This is a genomic window from Alistipes muris, from assembly GCF_943193205.1.
Classification (GTDB): Bacteria; Bacteroidota; Bacteroidia; order Bacteroidales; family Rikenellaceae; genus Alistipes; species Alistipes muris.
This window is the reverse complement of record NZ_CALPDD010000001.1, coordinates 185,976-204,154: the sequence shown is the minus strand read 5'-3', so window position 1 is coordinate 204,154 and position 18,179 is coordinate 185,976. Positions and strand designations below refer to the sequence as shown.

General features: G+C 59.8%; 14 protein-coding genes. 1 reads left to right on the top strand and 13 read right to left on the bottom strand.

All coding sequences use genetic code 11. The annotated features are described in order from the left end of the window. Positions 1-27 precede the first annotated feature (27 nt). The 4 genes from htpG to dnaE all read right to left on the bottom strand — a co-directional run bounded on the left by htpG (position 28) and on the right by dnaE (position 7,533). Complete coding sequence (gene htpG, locus NFR47_RS00965; RefSeq protein ID WP_251213708.1) at positions 28-2,088, bottom strand: molecular chaperone HtpG; 2,061 nt, start codon at positions 2,086-2,088, stop codon at positions 28-30. A gap of 164 nt (positions 2,089-2,252) precedes the next feature. Further along, complete coding sequence (locus NFR47_RS00960) at positions 2,253-3,245, bottom strand: aldose 1-epimerase (protein WP_251213707.1); 993 nt, start codon at positions 3,243-3,245, stop codon at positions 2,253-2,255. Positions 3,246-3,248: 3 nt separating this feature from the next. After that, positions 3,249-3,569, bottom strand: a complete 321-nt coding sequence (gene trxA, locus NFR47_RS00955) for a thioredoxin (RefSeq protein WP_289181939.1) — start codon at positions 3,567-3,569, stop codon at positions 3,249-3,251. Positions 3,570-3,585: 16 nt separating this feature from the next. After that, the gene (gene dnaE, locus NFR47_RS00950) at positions 3,586-7,533 is read right to left on the bottom strand and encodes a DNA polymerase III subunit alpha (protein ID WP_251213705.1); all 3,948 of its coding nucleotides are present in this window, start codon (positions 7,531-7,533) and stop codon (positions 3,586-3,588) included. A 170-nt stretch (positions 7,534-7,703) separates the two neighbouring features. Between dnaE and NFR47_RS00945 the strand changes: the two genes are divergently transcribed. Next, complete coding sequence (locus tag NFR47_RS00945) at positions 7,704-7,913, top strand: putative signal transducing protein (RefSeq protein WP_251213704.1); 210 nt, start codon at positions 7,704-7,706, stop codon at positions 7,911-7,913. A gap of 45 nt (positions 7,914-7,958) precedes the next feature. Here the strand turns inward: NFR47_RS00945 and NFR47_RS00940 are convergent, their stop codons facing one another. The 9 genes from NFR47_RS00940 to NFR47_RS00900 form a co-directional block, all read right to left on the bottom strand. Next, positions 7,959-8,696 carry a shikimate dehydrogenase family protein gene (locus NFR47_RS00940; RefSeq protein ID WP_251213703.1) on the bottom strand — a complete coding sequence of 246 codons (738 nt, stop codon included), beginning with the start codon at positions 8,694-8,696 and terminating at the stop codon, positions 7,959-7,961. A gap of 4 nt (positions 8,697-8,700) precedes the next feature. Then, the gene (locus NFR47_RS00935; protein ID WP_251213702.1) at positions 8,701-9,603 is read right to left on the bottom strand and encodes a DUF368 domain-containing protein; all 903 of its coding nucleotides are present in this window, start codon (positions 9,601-9,603) and stop codon (positions 8,701-8,703) included. A 10-nt stretch (positions 9,604-9,613) separates the two neighbouring features. Beyond that, entirely contained in the window at positions 9,614-11,218 is a 1,605-nt protein-coding gene (locus NFR47_RS00930) for a S41 family peptidase (RefSeq protein ID WP_251213701.1), read from the bottom strand. Positions 11,219-11,234: 16 nt separating this feature from the next. Next, positions 11,235-12,575: a histidine--tRNA ligase gene (gene hisS, locus NFR47_RS00925; RefSeq protein ID WP_251213700.1), complete on the bottom strand. Its 1,341-nt coding sequence runs from the start codon at positions 12,573-12,575 to the stop codon at positions 11,235-11,237. Positions 12,576-12,712: 137 nt separating this feature from the next. After that, the gene (gene ettA / locus NFR47_RS00920) at positions 12,713-14,389 is read right to left on the bottom strand and encodes an energy-dependent translational throttle protein EttA (RefSeq protein ID WP_251213699.1); all 1,677 of its coding nucleotides are present in this window, start codon (positions 14,387-14,389) and stop codon (positions 12,713-12,715) included. Positions 14,390-14,685: 296 nt separating this feature from the next. Next, positions 14,686-15,264, bottom strand: coding sequence for a rubrerythrin (gene rbr, locus NFR47_RS00915; RefSeq protein ID WP_251213698.1), 579 nt, complete (start codon positions 15,262-15,264; stop codon positions 14,686-14,688). Positions 15,265-15,337: 73 nt separating this feature from the next. Continuing rightward, complete coding sequence (locus NFR47_RS00910) at positions 15,338-16,384, bottom strand: CapA family protein (protein ID WP_251213697.1); 1,047 nt, start codon at positions 16,382-16,384, stop codon at positions 15,338-15,340. Beyond that, on the bottom strand, positions 16,381-16,686 hold the full coding sequence (locus tag NFR47_RS00905; protein WP_251213696.1) for a DUF4491 family protein: 306 nt from the start codon (positions 16,684-16,686) through the stop codon (positions 16,381-16,383). Before NFR47_RS00905 ends, NFR47_RS00910 begins: the two co-directional genes overlap by 4 nt. A 115-nt stretch (positions 16,687-16,801) precedes the next feature. Further along, positions 16,802-18,151, bottom strand: a complete 1,350-nt coding sequence (locus NFR47_RS00900) for a DcaP family trimeric outer membrane transporter (protein WP_251213695.1) — start codon at positions 18,149-18,151, stop codon at positions 16,802-16,804. Positions 18,152-18,179: the final 28 nt, after the last annotated feature.

Here is an 18,179-nt window from a genome sequence, read left to right as displayed (position 1 = left end):
CCCGTTGCCATTCGGACGCATCCGGCGCTACTTCTCGATCAACGAAATCGAACGCTGGATGAAATCGGTAAGGCTCTTGCCCTTGAGCATGCCGTTGGTCAGCAAGGCAAGGTCGATGATCTGCCGCACCAGCCGATTGCTGCTGCCGATCTCCTTGAGCCGCTCGTTGCGCTCGTCGCGCAGGGTGACGATTTTCTTGGAAAGCTCCTCGCGCGTGGACTTCTCCTCGGCCGAAAGCTCCTCCTCCTTCTTGCCTTTGACCACTTCGTCGAAGCGCGCCTCCTCGCCGACAGCCGCGTCGATTTTCTTGGTGATGCTCTTGAGCTTGTCGCCGTAGGCTTTCTCCACGTCGGCCAAAATGTCGATGACGATAGGGTGGTTGGCATTGACCGCGATGGTGAAATTGTCGGGCATCTGACCGTAGAACTGGCTCATTCCGCCGCCGCTCACCTGCGCCATCTCCTTCATGCGGCGCATGAACTCGTTCTGCGTGATGACGACGGGGGCTTCGTCGGGCGACATGGGCTCGAACGAAATCTGATAGTGAATCTTCCCGTCGGCGGGCATCTGGCTCTCGAAGACCGGGGTGAGAATCTCCTGCTGGGCTTCGGTCAGCGCCATCTTGAGTTGCTCGTCTTTCTGAATGAGCTTGTCGACCACGTCGCTGTCGACACGGACGAACCGGGTGCCCTGGTTCTTGGATTCGTACCAGTTGATATAGTGGTTGTCGAGCTGGCCGTTCATCTCCAGCACGTCGTAGCCCTTGCCTTTGGCCGCTTCGAGGAACGTGTGCTTCTCCACGGGGTCGTCCACATAAAGGAAGATGAGCGTCTTGTTCTTGTCGGTCTGGTTCTCCTTGACGAGGTCGGTGTACTCCTTGGCCGTGAAGTACTTGCCGTCGACATTCTTCCACAACATGAAATCGTTGGCTTTCTCGGCGAACTTCTCGTCCGTAAGGATGCCGTACTGGATGAAAATCTTCAGATCGTCCCACTTGGCCTCGTAGTCGGCGCGCATGGTGGTGAAGAGTTCCTGCAAGCGGTCGGCGACCTTGCGGGTGATGTAGCTCGAAATCTTCTTCACGTTGGCGTCGCTCTGAAGATAGCTGCGCGACACGTTGAGCGGGATGTCGGGCGAGTCGATGACGCCGTGCAGCAGGGTCAGATACTCCGGCACGATGCCTTCGACCTGGTCGGTGACGAAGACTTGGTTGGAGTAGAGCTGAATCTTGTTTTTCTGAATCTCGAAATTGTTGTGAATCTTGGGGAAATAGAGAATACCCGTCAGGTGGAACGGATAGTCGATGTTCAGATGGATGTAGAAAAGCGGATCGTCGCTCATGGGGTAGAGTTCGCGGTAGAACTCCTTGTATTGCTCCTCGGTGATTTCGGTGGGCTTGCGCGTCCAGAGCGGCTCTACGTTGTTGATAACGTTGTCTTTGTCGGTGTCGACGTATTTGCCGTCTTTCCACTCCTTGACCTTGCCCGAAACGATGGGCACGGGCAGAAAACGGCAATACTTGCGCAGCAGGTCGTCGATTTTCGACTGCTCGGCATATTCGAGGGCGTCCTCGGAGAGGTGCAGCACGATGGTCGTACCGCGGTCGCGCTCCTCGTCGAGCTCCTCCATCTCGAATTCAGGCGTTCCGGTGCAGCTCCAATGCACGGCCTTGGCACCCTCCTGATAGGAGCGGGTGAAGATTTCGACCTTGTCGGAGACCATGAACGACGAATAGAAACCCAGACCGAAGTGGCCGATGATGGCCTGGTTCTGGTATTTGGCCATGAACTCCTCGGCACCCGAGAACGCAATCTGGTTGATGTACTTGTCGACCTCGTCGGCCGTCATGCCGATGCCGCGGTCGGTGACGGTGAGCGTCTTATGCTCCTTGTCGGCGGCGACGCGCACGGAGAGGTCGCCCAACTCGCCCTTCACCTCACCGATGGAAGAAAGGGTCTTGAGCTTTTGGGTGGCGTCCACCGCATTGGAAATCAGCTCGCGCAGAAAGATTTCGTGGTCTGAGTAAAGGAACTTCTTAATCACGGGGAAGATGTTCTCCGTCGTAACTCCGATTTTTCCGTTTTTCATAGTTTTATCGTTGTTATTTGCATTGTTCGTCTGCGCGCAAGAAGCACAAAGGGTGTGCCAGCCCCTTTTTTCTGCCATTTTGGCAGTCCGGGACTGACAAACCGCTGCAAAAAAAGCGGACGACAAAGGGTGTCGGTCCGCTTTTCCAAGAAATATTCCCGCAGCTACCGGGCGTAAAGCCGGAATTTCATGCGCCATTTGTCGCCGGGAGCGACGGCCTGGAATCCGGCAGCGGCGGGGTCGGCGGCATTGGGCGCGTTGGTAGTCCACGACTGCGGTTCGGGACAACAATAAGGCACCTGCCCGCCGTTGTTCCAAACGGTCCAATAGGTCGTCTGCTTGTCGACCTCGTAGAACGTGCGGATGCCCGTCCGCAGATTCTCGACCAGCGCACCGCGGAACGGCTTGCCGTCGACGTCGATTTCGCGGAGCGTGAACCCGGCTTCGATGGGCCCGCACCCGGTCACCTGCAACCCTCCGTCGCGCAACTTGGCGAACTGCTCCGACAAAGGCAACTTCCTGCCTGTGGGAAGATTGCGCCCGCTCAGTTCAACCTGCTCGCCAACTGCGACCCGCATGACGTAATCGGCATCCGTACCGCCGGCGAACGGAATGCGCATGGGGGTATGGAATCCCACCCCCACGGGCATCGGCGTGCGGCTGCGGTTGGCCAGCATGACCTCCTGCTCCAACCCGCCGGCCGAAAGCCGATAGGTGATCTTGCACTTGAACTCATGGGGAAAATCCCTGAAAATCGCGTCGTTGGCCGCATTGGAATAGTAGCGGCACTCGATCAGCACCTCGCCGTCCGTCTCCACGGCCTTGGAAACCGCGAACGGCTGGCTTTTGAGAATGCCGTGGTGGTAGTTGTGCTCCTTCTCGATGGTAATCGGGTACTGGTAAGTACGCCCGTCGAAAGTATAGCGGCCGTCCTCGATGCGGTTGGGCGGAAAGAGAACCGGCAGGCCGAAGACCTGCGGACGGCCCAAGAAGGTCTCCGCCTCGTCGGCCGCGGGAGTGCGCAGAATCTCAGCGCCCAACCGAGTATTGGCCAACCGCACGAGGTTGGCGCCAACCGACGGGACGAGCAAAGCCGTATAATCGCCCTTGGAAAACTCCACGGCCTGCAAGCCGTGGAAATCGACACAGCGAATCATCGCCTACAGCAGATTTTCGATTTTGGCTTTCAACACGTCTTTCGAGACGGCACCGACCTGCTTGTCGACGACCTCGCCGCCCTTGATGAAGACGATGGTGGGGATGTTGCGCACGCCGTATTTCATCGTGATTTCGTCGTTGTCCTCGACGTCGCACTTGCCGATGAGTACCTTGCCCTCGAACTCGGCGGCGAGCTCGTCGACGATGGGGGCGACCATGCGGCAGGGGCCGCACCACTCAGCCCAGAAGTCGATGACGACGGGCTTGTCCTGAGCGAGAATTTCCTGGAAATTCTCCTTGCTGATTGCTAATGCCATAGTGATATGAAATTGAAGTGTTTTATGAAATCGAATAACGTATGTTGTTTTCGTCCAGATAATTAATCAACGACGAAGAAAGGCTGACCTTATGGCTTTTGGAGAAGAAACGGCTGGAAACGTTGTTCGCGGGGTCGAACAGGCTGATTCGGAAAACGGTGTCGCCTTTCGACTCGCGGACCTTCTCGGTCAGCTCCTCGACCAGCTGCCGGGTGACGTCGCCGACGGGCAGCTGCACGCTCAGCTCCTTAATCATCGTATCGCGCAGCTCCTGCAACTGGACCATCGAAATAATCTTGAACTCCAACTCCTTGTCGTTGTAGAGCCGGGGCTGCACCTTGCCGCGCACAAAAAGGAAGTAATCGGCGAAAAGGTACTTGCGGAAGTTTTCATAATCCTTGCCGAACAGCGCGAACTCGTGCGTGCCGTTGTAATCTTCGAGCGTGAACTTGCCCCACGGCTTCCCGGTCTTGGTCATCAGGTTCTGCACGCCGACGACCATGCCGGCCACGGCTATCTCCTGCCCGCGCATGGAATCGAGGTTCTCCAAATCGGAAAGCTGGGTCTTGCACATGTGGTCGATGATGACCTTGTAGTCGTCGAGCGGGTGGGCCGAGAGGTAAAGCCCCATCATTTCGCGCTCCTTGGAGAGGGTTTCCAGCTGGCTCCAATCGGCGCAGGCCGGAATGACGGGCGGCTGGATGTCGACCTGCCCGCCTCCGCCGAAAAGGCTTTGCTGGGCGTTGTTCTTCTCGGCCTGGTAACGCAGCCCATAGCGTATAAGCTGCTCCATGAAGGTGGCGCCGCTCGAATCCCGCAGGTCGGCGCCGAAGAACTTGCCGCGGTGGAACGTGGCAATCGAATCGAAAGCCCCGGCATAGGCGAGGTTTTCGAGACACTTGCGGTTGACGACGGCATAATTGACACGCTCCATGAAATCGTAGATGTCCTTGAACTTGCCGTTCCGGGTCCGCTCCTCGATGATGCTGTCGGCGGCCGCCTCGCCGACCCCCTTGACCGCAGCCAGCCCGAAACGCACGTCGCCCGCCTCGTTGGCCGAAAAGGTCTTCATGGATTCGTTGATGTCCGACCCCATGACGTTGATGCCCATGCGCTTGCACTCGTTCATGTAGATGGTGAGCTGGTCCACGCGCGTGAGGTTTCGGCTCAAGACGGCGGCCATGTATTCGGACGGGTAATTGGCCTTGAGGTAGGCCGTCTGGTAAGCCACCCACGAATAGCAGGTGGCATGCGACTTGTTGAACGCGTAGGAAGCGAACTTCTCCCAGTCGCCCCAGATTTTTTCGAGCACCTTGGGGTCGTGGCCGTTCTTCTGGCCGCCGTGGATGAACTTGGGCTTCAGCGCGTCGAGCTTGTCCTTGAGTTTCTTGCCCATCGCCTTGCGCAGCGTGTCGGATTCGCCGCGCGTGAAGTTGGCCAGCAGACGCGACAGCAGCATGACCTGCTCCTGGTAGACCGTCACGCCGTAAGTATCCTTGAGATACTTCTCCATGATGGGAATGTCGTAGACGATGGGGCTGCGGCCGTGCTTGCGGGCGATGAAATCGGGAATGTAATCCATCGGCCCGGGCCGATAGAGGGCGTTCATGGCGATGAGGTCCTCGAAAGTCGAGGGCTGCAGCTCGCGCAGGTATTTCTGCATGCCGGCAGACTCGAACTGGAACGTACCGACGGTGCGCCCCTCGCCGTAGAGCTTGTAAGTGGCGGGGTCGTTGATAATCGAAAAATCGTCGATGTCGACCTTGATGCCCTTGTTCTGCCGGATGTTCTCGACCGCATCCTTGATGATCGACAGGGTCTTGAGCCCGAGGAAGTCCATCTTGATAAGCCCGGTATCCTCGATGACCGAACCCTCGTACTGCGTCACGAGCATCTTCTCGCCCGTCTCCTTGTCGTCGGCCGTGGCGACGGGCACCCAGTCCGTGATGTCGTCGCGGCAGATGATGGTGCCGCAGGCGTGCACGCCCGTATTGCGGACGTTGCCTTCCAGCATCTTGGCGTAACGGATCGTATCGCTCAGAATGGGATTGTCCGACTGCTCGGCCTGCTTGAGTTCGGGCACATAGTCGATGGCGTTCTGCAAGTTGAGCTTCTTGTCGGGAATCCGGTCGGGCACCAGCTTGCAGAGACGGTCCGATTCGGAGAGCACCAATTTCTGCACGCGCGCCACGTCCTTGATAGCCAACTTGGTGGCCATCGTGCCGTAGGTGATGATATGGGCCACTTTCTCCTTGCCGTATTTCTGCGTCACCCAATTGAGCACGCGGCCGCGGCCGTCGTCATCGAAGTCCACGTCAATATCGGGCAGCGAAATACGGTCGGGATTCAGAAAGCGCTCGAACAGCAGGTCGTAGGCGATGGGGTCGATTTGGGTGATGCCCAGGCAATAGGCCACCGCCGAACCGGCCGCCGAACCACGGCCCGGACCCACCGAGACGTCGAGCTCCTCGCGGGCGGCGCGGATGAAGTCCTGCACGATGAGGAAGTAGCCCGGGAAACCCATCGTTTTCATGATGTGCAGCTCGAAACGCAGGCGGTCCTGGACCTCGTCCGACAGATTTTCGCCGTAACGCTTGCGGGCGCCGTCCATGGTGAGCTTGGCCAAGTAGTCGGCCTCGAACTTGATGCGGTAGAGCTTGTCGTAGCCGCCCAGCTTCTCGATTTTCTTGCGCCCCTCCTCCTCGCTCATGACGACCTGCCCGTTTTCGTCGCGCGTGAACTCGTCGAAGAGCTCCTGCTCGGTGATGCGGGCACGGTACTCCTCCTCGGTCCCGAACTCGGCCGGAATCTCGAAAGTCGGCATGATGGGGGCGTGGTCGATGGAGTAGGATTCGACCTGATTGCAGATGTCGACCGTAGTAGCCATCGCTTCGGGGTCGCTCTCGCCGAAGATGGCAGCCATCTCGGCCGTGGTCTTCAGCCACTCCTGCTTGGAGTAAAGCATGCGCTTGGGGTCGTCGAGGTCCTTGCCGGTCGAAAGGCAGATCAACCGGTCGTGCGCCTCGGCGTTGTCCTCGTCGACGAAATGGACGTCGTTGGTGCAGACCATCCGCACACCGTGCTTCTTGGCCAGCTCGCGCAGCTGTTTGTTGACCTCCAGCTGCATGGGGTAGGCCTCGTGGTTGGCCCGCTCGACAGTGGCCTTATGGAGCTGCAATTCCAGATAATAATCGTCGCCGAAAACGCTCTTGTGCCAACGGATGGATTCCTCGGCCTTTTCCAGGTCGCCCGCCGTAATGGCGCGCGGCACCTCGCCGGCCAGGCAGGCCGAACAGCAGATAAGCCCCTCGTGGTACTTCTCGATTTCGGTCCGGTCGGTACGCGGACGCATGTAGAAACCGTCGGTCCATGCCCTGGAGACGATTTTGGTGAGGTTGTGATAACCCTTGAGGTTCTTGGCAAGCAGGATGAGGTGGTAACCGCTCTGGTCGGGCTTGCCCTCCTTGTCCTGCAAACGCCGCCGGGCAACGTAGACTTCGCAGCCGATGATGGGCTTGAAATCGGGCTGCGCCTCCAACGCGGCGATTTTCTCGCGGCCGACGGCAGGGGCGTAGCCGAACTCCTTGTGCATGATGTCGAGCTGGTCGACATGGGCCTTGGCCTTGGCGTACTTCTCGGCATCCTCGGGCGAATCGTTCTTCCGCCGCTCCATAAGCACCAGCGTGTCGCGCTGCTCGGCCACGTAAATCTGAAGGTCCGGCACCTTGCCGAGCAACTCTTCGAGCGCGGCGAGCGCCTTCTTCAGATTCTTGATGCGGTCGTGCTTCTTGTGATTCTGCTTCTGAACGTAGTTGAAGAATTCCTTGATGCCGAACATATTGCCGTGGTCTGTCACGGCGATGCCGGGCTGTCCGTCGGCCATCGCCTTGTCGACCAGCTTGGGAATACTGGCCTGACCGTCGAGTATCGAATACTGGGTATGGACGTGCAGATGGACGAATTCGGACATGGAAACAGACGATTAAATGACCGCGGAGAAATCCGCCGCCGGCCGGTTCGCCGGAGGGAACTTTTCCGCTACGGCAAATATAACGCTATTTATGCGGAATTCCTTGGCAAGGCTCTTGCAATTTATCAACAAAATGCTTAATTTTATACAACCAACCGAACCCAAGTCCTATGCAAGACGAAACGATGGTTGTACTGGCGGAGTACAACACCTCTACCGAAGCCGAAATCACGAAGTCGATGCTCGACAGCGCAGGCATCTGGTCGACGATCCGCAACGAATACATGTCGTCGATCTATCCTGTGGGCACGATGCCCGCACAGGTGGTCGTCCGCTCGGAAGACTACGACAAGGCGCACGCCATGCTGCGCCACCGCTGAAAGAAAAGCCCTGCTTCCGAGCAGGGCTTTCGCTTCGTATCCGTTTTACGGATTCCAGATTTCCCAAGCCGCTTCGGCCTGCACGCGGAACATGCGTTCGCCGTTCATGACCCGGGCGCCGCGCTGCCGGCCGTAGTCCAGGAACTGCGTCAGCGGCGGATTGTAGACCAGGTCGAGCAGCCGGTGTGCCGGCGTCACATAGGCATAGGGAATGCGCGGGGCATCGTCGACAGCAGGGTAGGTGCCTACGGGCGTGGCGTTGACAATAAGCCGGCTCTGTTCGACGACTTCGCAGGGCAGGTTATCATAAGTGCAGTTGCCTTTGGCCGCGTCGCGCGAAACCAGCGCATAGGGGATATTGCGCTCGGCCAGCGCATATTGCACCGCCTGCGAAGCGCCGCCCGTGCCGAGCACAAGCGCCTGTTCGGGCAGGTCGTCGCCCAACAGCTCATCGAGCGACGCACGCAGCCCCGCAATATCCGTATTGTGCCCCGTCAGCCGCCCGTCGGCTTCGCGGCGCACGCAGTTGACCGCACCGATCATCCGGGCGTCGAACGAAAGCCCGTCCAAATAGCGCATCACCTCGCGCTTGTAGGGGATGGTCACGTTGAATCCCTCCAGTTCGGGCGTCCGTTCCAGCAGACGGGGCAGTTCTTCGATCGCCGCCAGTTCGTAAAGAGCATAGGCGCAGTCGGCGATTCCCTCACGCTCGAATTTCGCCGTGAAGTAGGCCGCCGATGCCGAATGCCCCAGCGGCCGGCCGATAAGTCCGAAGCGCCGCATGGCCTTACTTCCGTTTGCGGACTATGGCCCGGGCCGCGAGCTCGATTCCGTAGATGACCATGAAGCCCGCCACGCACAGCAGCACGGCCTGCATGTCGAACCGCTCCGGCCATACATTGGCCTCGACCAGCGGCTGAATTTTGCCGTGGCTGTCGGTGTAAGTCTCCAGCACTTCTTTCCACGGCCAAACCTTGTTGAGCGAGCCTATCATGAATCCCATCAACGTGGCCACCGTCACGTCGTGCCAATGCCGGAGCAGCCACGACAGCAGATGCGAGAACGAAACGATGCCCGCCACGGCACCCGCCAGGAATAGCGCGAGCACGGGAATATTCAGCTCGCCGACCGCCTGCAAAATAAACTGGTACTTGCCCAACAGCAGCAAAATGAACGCCCCCGAAATGCCGGGCAGAATCATGGCGCAGATGGCGATGGCCCCCGACAGCATGATGAACCACCACGTCTCGGGCGTCTCGGCAGGCGAAGCCACCGTAATCCACCACGCCACGGCTATGCCCGCAAGCAAGGCAGCCGCGCTCCGCCAATCCCATTTCCCGACCTGCCGGGCCACGAGCAGCGCCGAAGCGACAATCAGCCCGAAGAAGAACGACCACACGGCCACCGGGTGGTTCGTCAGCAGGTAGGTCATCAGCCGTGCGAGCGAGAAGACGGCCGTAGCGATACCCAGCAAAACGGGCAGCAGGAACCGCCCGTTGACATGGCGCCAGAATTCCCCGAACCGCAGTCGGCCGAGCAGGCGCAGGGCCGTCAGGTCCGCCCGGCGGATGGATTCGATGAGTTCTTCGTAGATACCCGAAATAAAGGCGATGGTGCCGCCCGAAACGCCCGGCACCACGTCGGCCGTACCCATGGCACAGCCCTTGAGCCACAATAGCAGAAATTTCATCCGTTATGTTTTAATCGTTTTCTTCCAATATCGGCACAGCGAGCTCCTCCCAATGCCGGAGCAACTCCAATGCCTGCGCATAAGCGCTGTGGTCCGCCGCCGCCCCGTTGACGACCCGATAGTAGGCTCCGGTTCCGAACAGACGCTGCGCAGTCAGCGCCTTGAGCTGCACCCGCATCCGGGCGGCCGACGCAGCGAAGCCCGCTTCGTCGAACGGCACGCCCCGTTCTTCTCCGGCGGCCGCCAGTCCACGGAGCAAAGCATCGTCGGGACAATAGTTTTCGAGGAACAGCTCCTCCGCAGGGTATTCCTTTTCGAGCCGCGACCGCTCCTTTTCGAGGTAAGCGACCGCAAAATCGCTGAATACGCCCCGCCGGACCAAAGCGCCATAATAAGCCGAATAGCCCGTCGTATCCGCTTCGGCCAGCAGGTCGGGCCGGATGCCGCCGCCCCCGTGGACCGGACGCCCCGTACGCAGGGTGCGGAAAACCGGCGTTCCGGCGTCGAGCGAATCGCGCACGGCATCGTCGTAGCGGCGCAGATGGTCCATATAGTATCGGCGGCGCTGTCCGTTCTGATAGGGACGCTGAATCATCCGCCCGGACGGGGTATGATAGCGCGCCACGGTCACCCGCACGGCCGAACCGTCGTCGAGCCTCACCTGCCGCTGGACCAGCCCCTTGCCGAAGCTCGGACGCCCGACGACCACGCCGCGGTCCCAGTCCTGCACGGCGCCCGCGACGATTTCCGACGCAGACGCCGACCGCTCGTCAATCAGCACGGCCAACTTGCAGTCCAGCCCCTCGCCGTCGGCGGGCGCCGAATAGCTTCGTTCCGCCACGGCCCGGCCCTCGGTCGAGACGATGACGGCACCGCGGGGCAGGAAAAATCCGGCCATTTCGACCGCCTGTTCCAGCAGACCGCCGCCGTTGCCGCGCAAGTCGAGCAACAATTGCCGGGGCCTGCCCAGCTTGGCGTAGGCTTCGCGGAATTCGTTCATGGTCGTGCGGCCGAAACGGTTGACCTTGATATAACCGGTTCCGTCGTCGACCTTGTAGGCCGCGTCGATAGTGTTCAGCGGAATCCGGTCGCGCTCGATGACGAAATGAAGCGGCGCGGGCTCTCCGTGCCGCACGACGTCGACCGCCACCCGCGAACCGCGCTTGCCGCGCAGGTATCGGGGCACGTCGGAACGCGTCAGCCCCACGGCGTCGAGCGTGTCGATACGCACAATCCGGTCGTTGGGCAGCACACCGACCCGCTCGGCCGGACCGCCGACGATGGTATTGACCACGATGACCGTATCGCGCAAAATGTTGAATTCGACCCCGATGCCGCTGAACCCGCCGTCGAAGCTCGCATCGACGGATTGCATTTCGTCGGCGCTAATATAAGCCGAATGGGGATCGAGCCGTTCGAGCATGCCTTCGACAGCCCCCTCGATCAAGGGCCCGGCGTCCACCTCGTCGACATAGAAACGGTTCAGATAACGGTAAATTTGAAAGAACTTCTGCAACTCGTCCGTCTCTTGCTTAGCGGCCGGAGGTTCACCGTGCGCCAGCAATCCGGCTCCCGAAAGGAGCACGGATGCAAGCAATAGAAAGAGCTGGCGCATGGAATTCTATCCGGTTTTATTTCAAGCTGCACGCAAGGTCAGCAAAGGCCACCTGCCGCTGCTCGCCCGAACGCATCTCCTTGAGCGTCACGACCTGCGCTTCGAGCTCCTGCGAACCGACGATGGCCACGTAAGGAACGCCCCGGCGGTTGGCGTACTCCATCTGCTTCTTCATCTTGCCCGCTTCGGGGTAGATTTCGGCGGGAACACCCGCATCGCGCAGCGCACGCAGCAAACCGAGCGACGCGGCTTCCTCCTCGGCACCGAGGTTGACGAACAGCACCCGCGTGGAGCTGTTGACCTCCTCCGGAAAGAGGTTCAGCCCGGTCATGACATCGTAGATGCGGTCGGCGCCGAACGAAATGCCGACGCCCGACATGTTGGGCATGCCGAAGATGCCCGTGAGGTCGTCATAACGGCCGCCGCCGCAAATCGACCCGATGGCGAAGTCGAGCGCCTTGACCTCGAAGATGGCCCCCGTATAATAGTTCAGCCCGCGGGCCAGCGAAAGGTCGAGGTCGACCTGCAAGCCGAGCCCGAGCCGTTCGGCATAGCCGAAGACGGTTTCCATCTCCTCGATGCCTTTCAGCCCGGTTTCGGAAGCGCCGATTACGGCACGCAACGCATCCAGCTTCTGGCGGTTATCGCCTGCGAGCTCAAGTATCGGCTGAAGTTTCGCGACCGCCTCCGGCTCCAGTCCGCGTTCGAGCAGTTCGGCCTTGACGTTGTCGAGCCCGATTTTCTCCAACTTGTCGATGGCCACCGTTATGTCGGTCATCTTGTCGGCATGCCCGATGGTCTCGGCGATGCCGTAAAGGATTTTGCGGTTGTTCATCTTGAGCGCCACGCGGATGCCCAGCGCCCGGAACACCCGGTCGACGATTTCGATCAGCTCGACCTCGCACAAAAGCGAGCGGGTGCCGATGACGTCGACGTCGCACTGGTAGAATTCGCGGTAACGCCCTTTCTGCGGACGGTCGGCCCGCCACACGGGCTGGACCTGGTAGCGCTTGAACGGGAACGCCAGCTCGCCCTGATGCTGCACGACGTAACGGGCGAAAGGCACGGTCAGGTCGTAGCGGAGGCCCTTTTCGCAGATTTTCGACGCCTGGCGCACCTCGCCGTCGGAGAGCCCGGCGGCATAATCGCCCGAATTGAGAATCTTGAAAAGGAGCTTGTCGCCCTCGTCGCCGTACTTGCCCAAGAGGGTCGAAAGGTTCTCCATCGAGGGGGTTTCGAGCGGCGCGAAGCCGTAGAGCCGGAAAACGCCCCTGATGGTGTCGAAGATATAGTTGCGGCGCATCATCTCCACCGGGGAGAAGTCGCGCGTACCCTTGGGAATCGAAGGTTTCTGCATTTTTACAAGGTGAAAAGTAGAAAGTAAACTTTGCGATTAAGCGAGGGCAGAGACTGCTTGCAGGCTATGCCGAGCGCAAGCAAAGTCAAAAACCCCGCAGGGGTTATTAAAAGTCAAAATGCGGCTGAGGCACCTTATCAGTTTTCGATCAGTTTGCGGTATTTCACGCGGTGGGGCTCCGTATCGCCGCCCTGCGCACGCTTCCACGCTTCGTACTCGCTGTACGAACCCTCGTAGAAAACCACCTGCGAATCGCCCTCGAACGAAAGGATGTGCGTTGCGATGCGGTCGAGGAACCAGCGGTCGTGCGAAATGACGACGGCGCACCCGGCGAAGTTCTCCAGACCCTCCTCAAGCGCCCGCAGCGTATTGACGTCGATGTCGTTGGTCGGCTCGTCGAGCAGCAGCACGTTGCCTTCCTCCTTGAGTACCAGCGCCAGATGCAGGCGGTTGCGCTCACCGCCCGACAGCACGCCGCACTTCTTCTCCTGGTCGGCGCCCGTGAAGTTGAACCGGGCGATGTAGGCGCGTGCATTGACCTGCCGGTTGCCCAGCATGATGAGGTCGGCACCGCCCGACACCACCTCGTAGACCGACTTTTCGGGGTCGATGGACTTGTGCTGCTGGTCGACGTAGGCCAGCTTGACCGTAGGACCTACGCGGAACGAACCCTCGGTAGGCTGTTCGAGCCCCATAATCATCCGGAAAAGGGTGGTCTTGCCCGTACCGTTGGGACCGATGACGCCCACGATACCCGCAGGCGGCAGCGAGAAATTCAGATTTTCGTAGAGAACGCGGTCGCCGAAAGCCTTCGTGACGCCCTGCGCCTCGATGACGACGTCGCCCAGACGCGGACCGTTCGGAATGAAGATTTCGAGCTTCTCTTCCTTTTGCTTCGTATCCTCGTTCATCATCTTGTCGTAGGCCGACAGACGCGCCTTGGACTTGGCATGACGCCCCGAGGGGGACATGCGCACCCACTCCAGCTCGCGTTCGAGGGTCTTGCGGCGCTTGGATTCCTGCTTCTCCTCCATGGCCATGCGGGCGGTTTTCTGTTCGAGCCAGCCCGAATAGTTGCCTTTCCACGGAATGCCCTCGCCGCGGTCGAGTTCGAGAATCCACCCGGCCACGTTGTCGAGGAAATAGCGGTCGTGGGTCACGGCGATGACCGTGCCCTTATACTGCTGGAGATGCTGTTCGAGCCAGTCGATGGATTCGGCGTCGAGGTGGTTGGTGGGCTCGTCCAGGAGGAGGACATCGGGCTGCTGCAACAGCAGGCGGCACAAAGCCACGCGGCGCCGCTCGCCGCCCGAAAGGACCGCAACCTTCTGGTCGGCCTCGGGACACCGCAGGGCATCCATCGCACGCTCCAATATGCTGTCCAGCTCCCAGCCGTTGGCGTGGTCGATTTTCTCGTAGAGCTCGCCCTGCCGCTCGATCATGCGGGCCATTTCGTCGTCGGACATGGGTTCGCACAACTTCATGTTGATTTCCTCGTACTCTTTCAGCAGGGCCACCGTCTCGGCGCAGCCCTCCTCGACGACCTCGCGGACCGTCTTTTCGGGGTCGAGCTTCGGCTCCTGCTCCAGGTAGCCGACCGAATAGCCGGGCGAGAAGACGACTTCGCCCTGGAAATTCTTGTCGATGCCGGCGATGATCTTCATCAGGGTCGACTTGCCCGAGCCGTTCAGACCGATGATGCCTATCTTGGCGCCGTAGAAAAACGAGAGGTAGATGTTGTTGAGCACCTTTTTCTGATTGGTGAAGGTCTTCGAGACACCCACCATCGAGAAGATGATTTTTTCGTCTGCCATATCTAATTTTGCGGAAATAATGTACAAGTATCTAAGACGGTGTCAAAGATAGCACAAGTCGAGAGCAATGCCAAATTTATTTGAGCATTGCCGAGGCGAAGTTTATCTTCTACAAAGATAGCAATAAAATGCCACGCAGGAAAATCCCGGCGCAGAAAAACGCCGATTCGGAGCGGCAGACCGCAGACTCACGGCACCCGACTAAGCCAGCTGCATCCCGGAGCGAGCCCATATAAAAAAGCACGGCACAAAACCCCGTTGGATTTCGTGCCGGCATTCGTCGGGCGCTAAATACGCTAATAGTTCTCTTTCTTCGGCTCGAAATAGGCCTGCGGATGCTGGCAGGCAGGGCATATCCCCGGTGCCTGGGAAGCCTCGCAGACATACCCGCAGTTGCGGCACTGCCACCATATTTTGCCGTCGCGCCTGAAGAAGTCGCCGTCCGAAAAGCGGCTCAGCAGCTTGAGGTAGCGTTCCTCGTGATGCGCTTCGACGGTCGAAATCATGCGGAACGCCGTGGCCACTTCCGGGAAACCCTCTTCCTCGGCGATGCGGCAAAAATCGCGGTACAGAACGTCCCACTCCTCACGCTCGCCGTGGGCCGCGGCCAGCAGATTCTCCTGCGTGGTTCCGATGGGTCCGGCGGGGTAAGCCGCCGTAATTTCGACGTCGCCGCCCTCCAGAAACTTGAAGAAGCGCTTGGCGTGTTCCTTCTCCTGGTCGGCCGTCTCCAGAAAAACCGCGGCCACCTGCTCGTATCCCTCTTTCTTGGCCTTGCTCGCAAAGAACGTGTAGCGGCTCCGTGCCTGGCTCTCGCCCGCAAAGGCTTTCAGCAGATTCTGCTCGGTGCGGGTACCCTTGATGCTTTTTTCCATGATGGTTTGCTTTTGGTTCTGCTCCCGCTGCAAAATCCGCAGCAAACCCGCCGCTCCGGCCCGTTCGGTGCACTTATAGAACCGTTCCGAGCAATGCGTCCGTATCGGCCCGGAAACGCCGGTACTGAAAGGGCAGGGACAGGGTGTCGGCGGCCTCGGGCGGCAGAACGCGGAAACCGGGTACGGCGACCCACACGGGAACGACACGCAGGGCATAGGTCATGCGGCCGCCCGGGTGGCGCGTAGCGTCGATTTCGGCCATCAGCCCGCCGTCGCAGTAACGCCGCTGCTGATTGGAAACGAAATTGCCGAGCGAATAGAGCACCACATGCGCCGAATCGGCTTCGTAAGGCTGGATGACATGGGGATGATGCCCCACGACAATATCGGCCCCGTGGCGTCTGAGAAACCCGGCCAGCTGCCGCTGCGCCGCATTTTCATGGCGCTGATACTCGTTCCCCCAATGGACGCAGACCACCACGCAGTCGACGCTGTCGCGACCAATCGCCCCCAAATCCGCCGCCATGCGCAGCGTATCTATGCGGTTGACCGCCGTGCCTTTCGGGACGGGCAGCCCATTGGTGCCGTAGGTGTAGTTCAGCAGGGCGAAACGGACCCCGCGGCAAACAAGATGCAGCGGATGATTGGCCGCACGGTCCAGGCTGTCCGCGAAAGTTCCGGTGTGACGGATGCCGCAGCGGTTCAGTTCCTCGACGGTCGTCCGGATGCCCACCGCATCGCCGTCGCAACAATGATTGTTGGCCAACGTGGCAACGTCCACCCCTGCGTCGGCCAGCGCATCGGCCAACGCCACGGGCGAACGGAACCTCGGATAGCCCGTGTAGTGCGAGGAGCGGGTGAGGGTGGTTTCCAGGTTGACCACCGTCAAATCGGCCGCCCGGAACCAGGGCCGCACAGCCGCAAAAGTTTCCGTATAGTCGAAGCCCGTTTCCCGCCGGGCCGCCGCGACCTGCGGCAGATGCTGCATGACGTCGCCCGTGAAGAGCAGCCGGACCGTCACCGGACGCTCCGGTTCCGGCTCCGGGTTCGGGGCAGGCGCCGGAACGAAATCGCAGCCTGCCAGCCAAAGCAGCAGGAAATAGCCCGTCAGCCGTTTCATTCGCTCCGCCTTTCCTTTTTGGGAAACCACCCTTTGGCGACCCGCCTGCGCTGCTCAAACAGCTCGCCGATCGACCAGAACGACGACGCGCCCCACACGGCCAGCAGGGTAGACCACAAAATATGGCGCACGGCGACGGAAGCTGCAACGGCCGCCGCCCCCATGACGAGAAACACCCACCAGCACCGCACGCCGAAATGATATTCGCCCTTGATGACCAAAGGATGGAACAGACCGATAATCAAAAACGTGGCGACGCCGATTACCAATCCTGTCAGATTGTATTGAGCCAGAAAATCCATGTTTGCAAAGATAGCGATAATAAGACAAATATTTCGGCTTTGCCCAAAACAGCAAAAAAAACGGGCGGTTCCCCCTCGGGAGCCGCCCTGCGAAAAAACGGGGTGTCTTTTCGGTTTAGAAGCTGTACTGAACCATCAGGTTGACGCGGTTGGCGTGGTTGCGGTCGGTAACCATGTTCTTGCGCGTGCCGTAGAGGTACTCGGCGGCGAAGCGGAAGCGCGACGAAAGGTGGTAGCAGATGTTGCCGAAGATATACTGACCCTGGCGATACTCGTTGTCGGCATAGAAACCGTTCTTATGCTCGACGCGAACCATCGAATAACCGCCCGAGAGAGCTACGCGGCGCGAAAGGTTGATCTGCGCGGCAGCCTGCCAGGCCCACATGGGCGTGGTCTGGATGCGCTCGGCATGCTCGGGGTTGGGCGTGAAGTCGAGGCCCGAACCGGTCAGGTCCTGAATATAGGGAGTGATGCCCTTGCCATAGATACCGTTCATGAAGAGTACTACCGGACGGGCCACCTTGATACGGCCGCTGAACTGGGCGCCCCAGCCGAGCAGCGTGGTGTTGTTGCCCGTGCGGGCGTTGTGGAGGTACATGTCGCGGATGACACCCGATACGCGGATGTGGCTCTCGCGGTTGTTGCCCCAAGCCAGCTGCAAGTAGGCCGGGAAGTCGGGCACGCGCTGGCGCAGCGGCGTGTAGTAGTCGCTGTAGGTGCCGCTCACGTTGGGCATTTCGGCTGCGATACCGAAGGTCATGCGGTCGCGGGCGAAGGTCACCTCGTAGCGGATCATCGTGGCGAAGTTGAAGTTATAGGCGTTGGGACCCCGGAAATCGACGGTCATGGGCGCAGCCTGCAGGTCGCAGAAAGTCGTCACGTCGCGACCCAGCGTAAAGCCGCCGAGCGAAACGTAGGCCGAACGCAGACGGGGCGTGTAGCTGCCCTCGCGGCCGCCGCGGAAATCGGCATCCATGAAGACGATGACACGGCCGAGCACGCCCGAATTGGTAATCGACTTCAGGAAGACGCGCGAGGTCGAGGCATCCATCATGAGCTTCTGACGCGTGTTGTAGCCGCCCGGAATCGGAATGTCGTAGGGTACGAAGTCGATGTTGTCCGAAATGCCGTTGAAGTCGTAGCCCGCACGCAGGGTCACCGAACCGCCCAGAGCCAGCGAGAAACGGTTGTCCTTCGTCGTGAAAACGAACTGCGGTTTGGCCGCCTGCTGGAATCCGTAACGATGGGTTTCATCGTAGTCCTTGATGGCGTTGTTCACGGCCGCGCGGTTGCGTGCGATGGCCTCCTGTGCCGCACAGCCGCAGCCGATGTTCTCGGTCTCCTGTACGGAGATCAGATAAACCGTCGGCGAGTACTCACCCTCGGGGGCTTGGTTCGAGTAGCGCTGCGCCGAGGCGGAAGTTGCGAGCAGCAGTGCCGCAGTCAAAAGTCGAAATGTTTTCATAAGCCGAATAAAATTTGGTTTTTTAATG

Coding starts and splice junctions, on each gene's coding strand:
- htpG (WP_251213708.1), bottom strand. CDS start 2,088: ATGAAAAACGGAAAAATCGGAGTTACGACGGAGAACATCTTCCCCGTG.
- NFR47_RS00960 (WP_251213707.1), bottom strand. CDS start 3,245: ATGATTCGCTGTGTCGATTTCCACGGCTTGCAGGCCGTGGAGTTTTCC.
- dnaE (WP_251213705.1), bottom strand. CDS start 7,533: ATGTCCGAATTCGTCCATCTGCACGTCCATACCCAGTATTCGATACTC.
- NFR47_RS00945 (WP_251213704.1), top strand. CDS start 7,704: ATGCAAGACGAAACGATGGTTGTACTGGCGGAGTACAACACCTCTACC.
- NFR47_RS00940 (WP_251213703.1), bottom strand. CDS start 8,696: ATGCGGCGCTTCGGACTTATCGGCCGGCCGCTGGGGCATTCGGCATCG.
- NFR47_RS00935 (WP_251213702.1), bottom strand. CDS start 9,603: ATGAAATTTCTGCTATTGTGGCTCAAGGGCTGTGCCATGGGTACGGCC.
- NFR47_RS00930 (WP_251213701.1), bottom strand. CDS start 11,218: ATGCGCCAGCTCTTTCTATTGCTTGCATCCGTGCTCCTTTCGGGAGCC.
- hisS (WP_251213700.1), bottom strand. CDS start 12,575: ATGCAGAAACCTTCGATTCCCAAGGGTACGCGCGACTTCTCCCCGGTG.
- ettA (WP_251213699.1), bottom strand. CDS start 14,389: ATGGCAGACGAAAAAATCATCTTCTCGATGGTGGGTGTCTCGAAGACC.
- rbr (WP_251213698.1), bottom strand. CDS start 15,264: ATGGAAAAAAGCATCAAGGGTACCCGCACCGAGCAGAATCTGCTGAAA.
- NFR47_RS00910 (WP_251213697.1), bottom strand. CDS start 16,384: ATGAAACGGCTGACGGGCTATTTCCTGCTGCTTTGGCTGGCAGGCTGC.
- NFR47_RS00905 (WP_251213696.1), bottom strand. CDS start 16,686: ATGGATTTTCTGGCTCAATACAATCTGACAGGATTGGTAATCGGCGTC.
- NFR47_RS00900 (WP_251213695.1), bottom strand. CDS start 18,151: ATGAAAACATTTCGACTTTTGACTGCGGCACTGCTGCTCGCAACTTCC.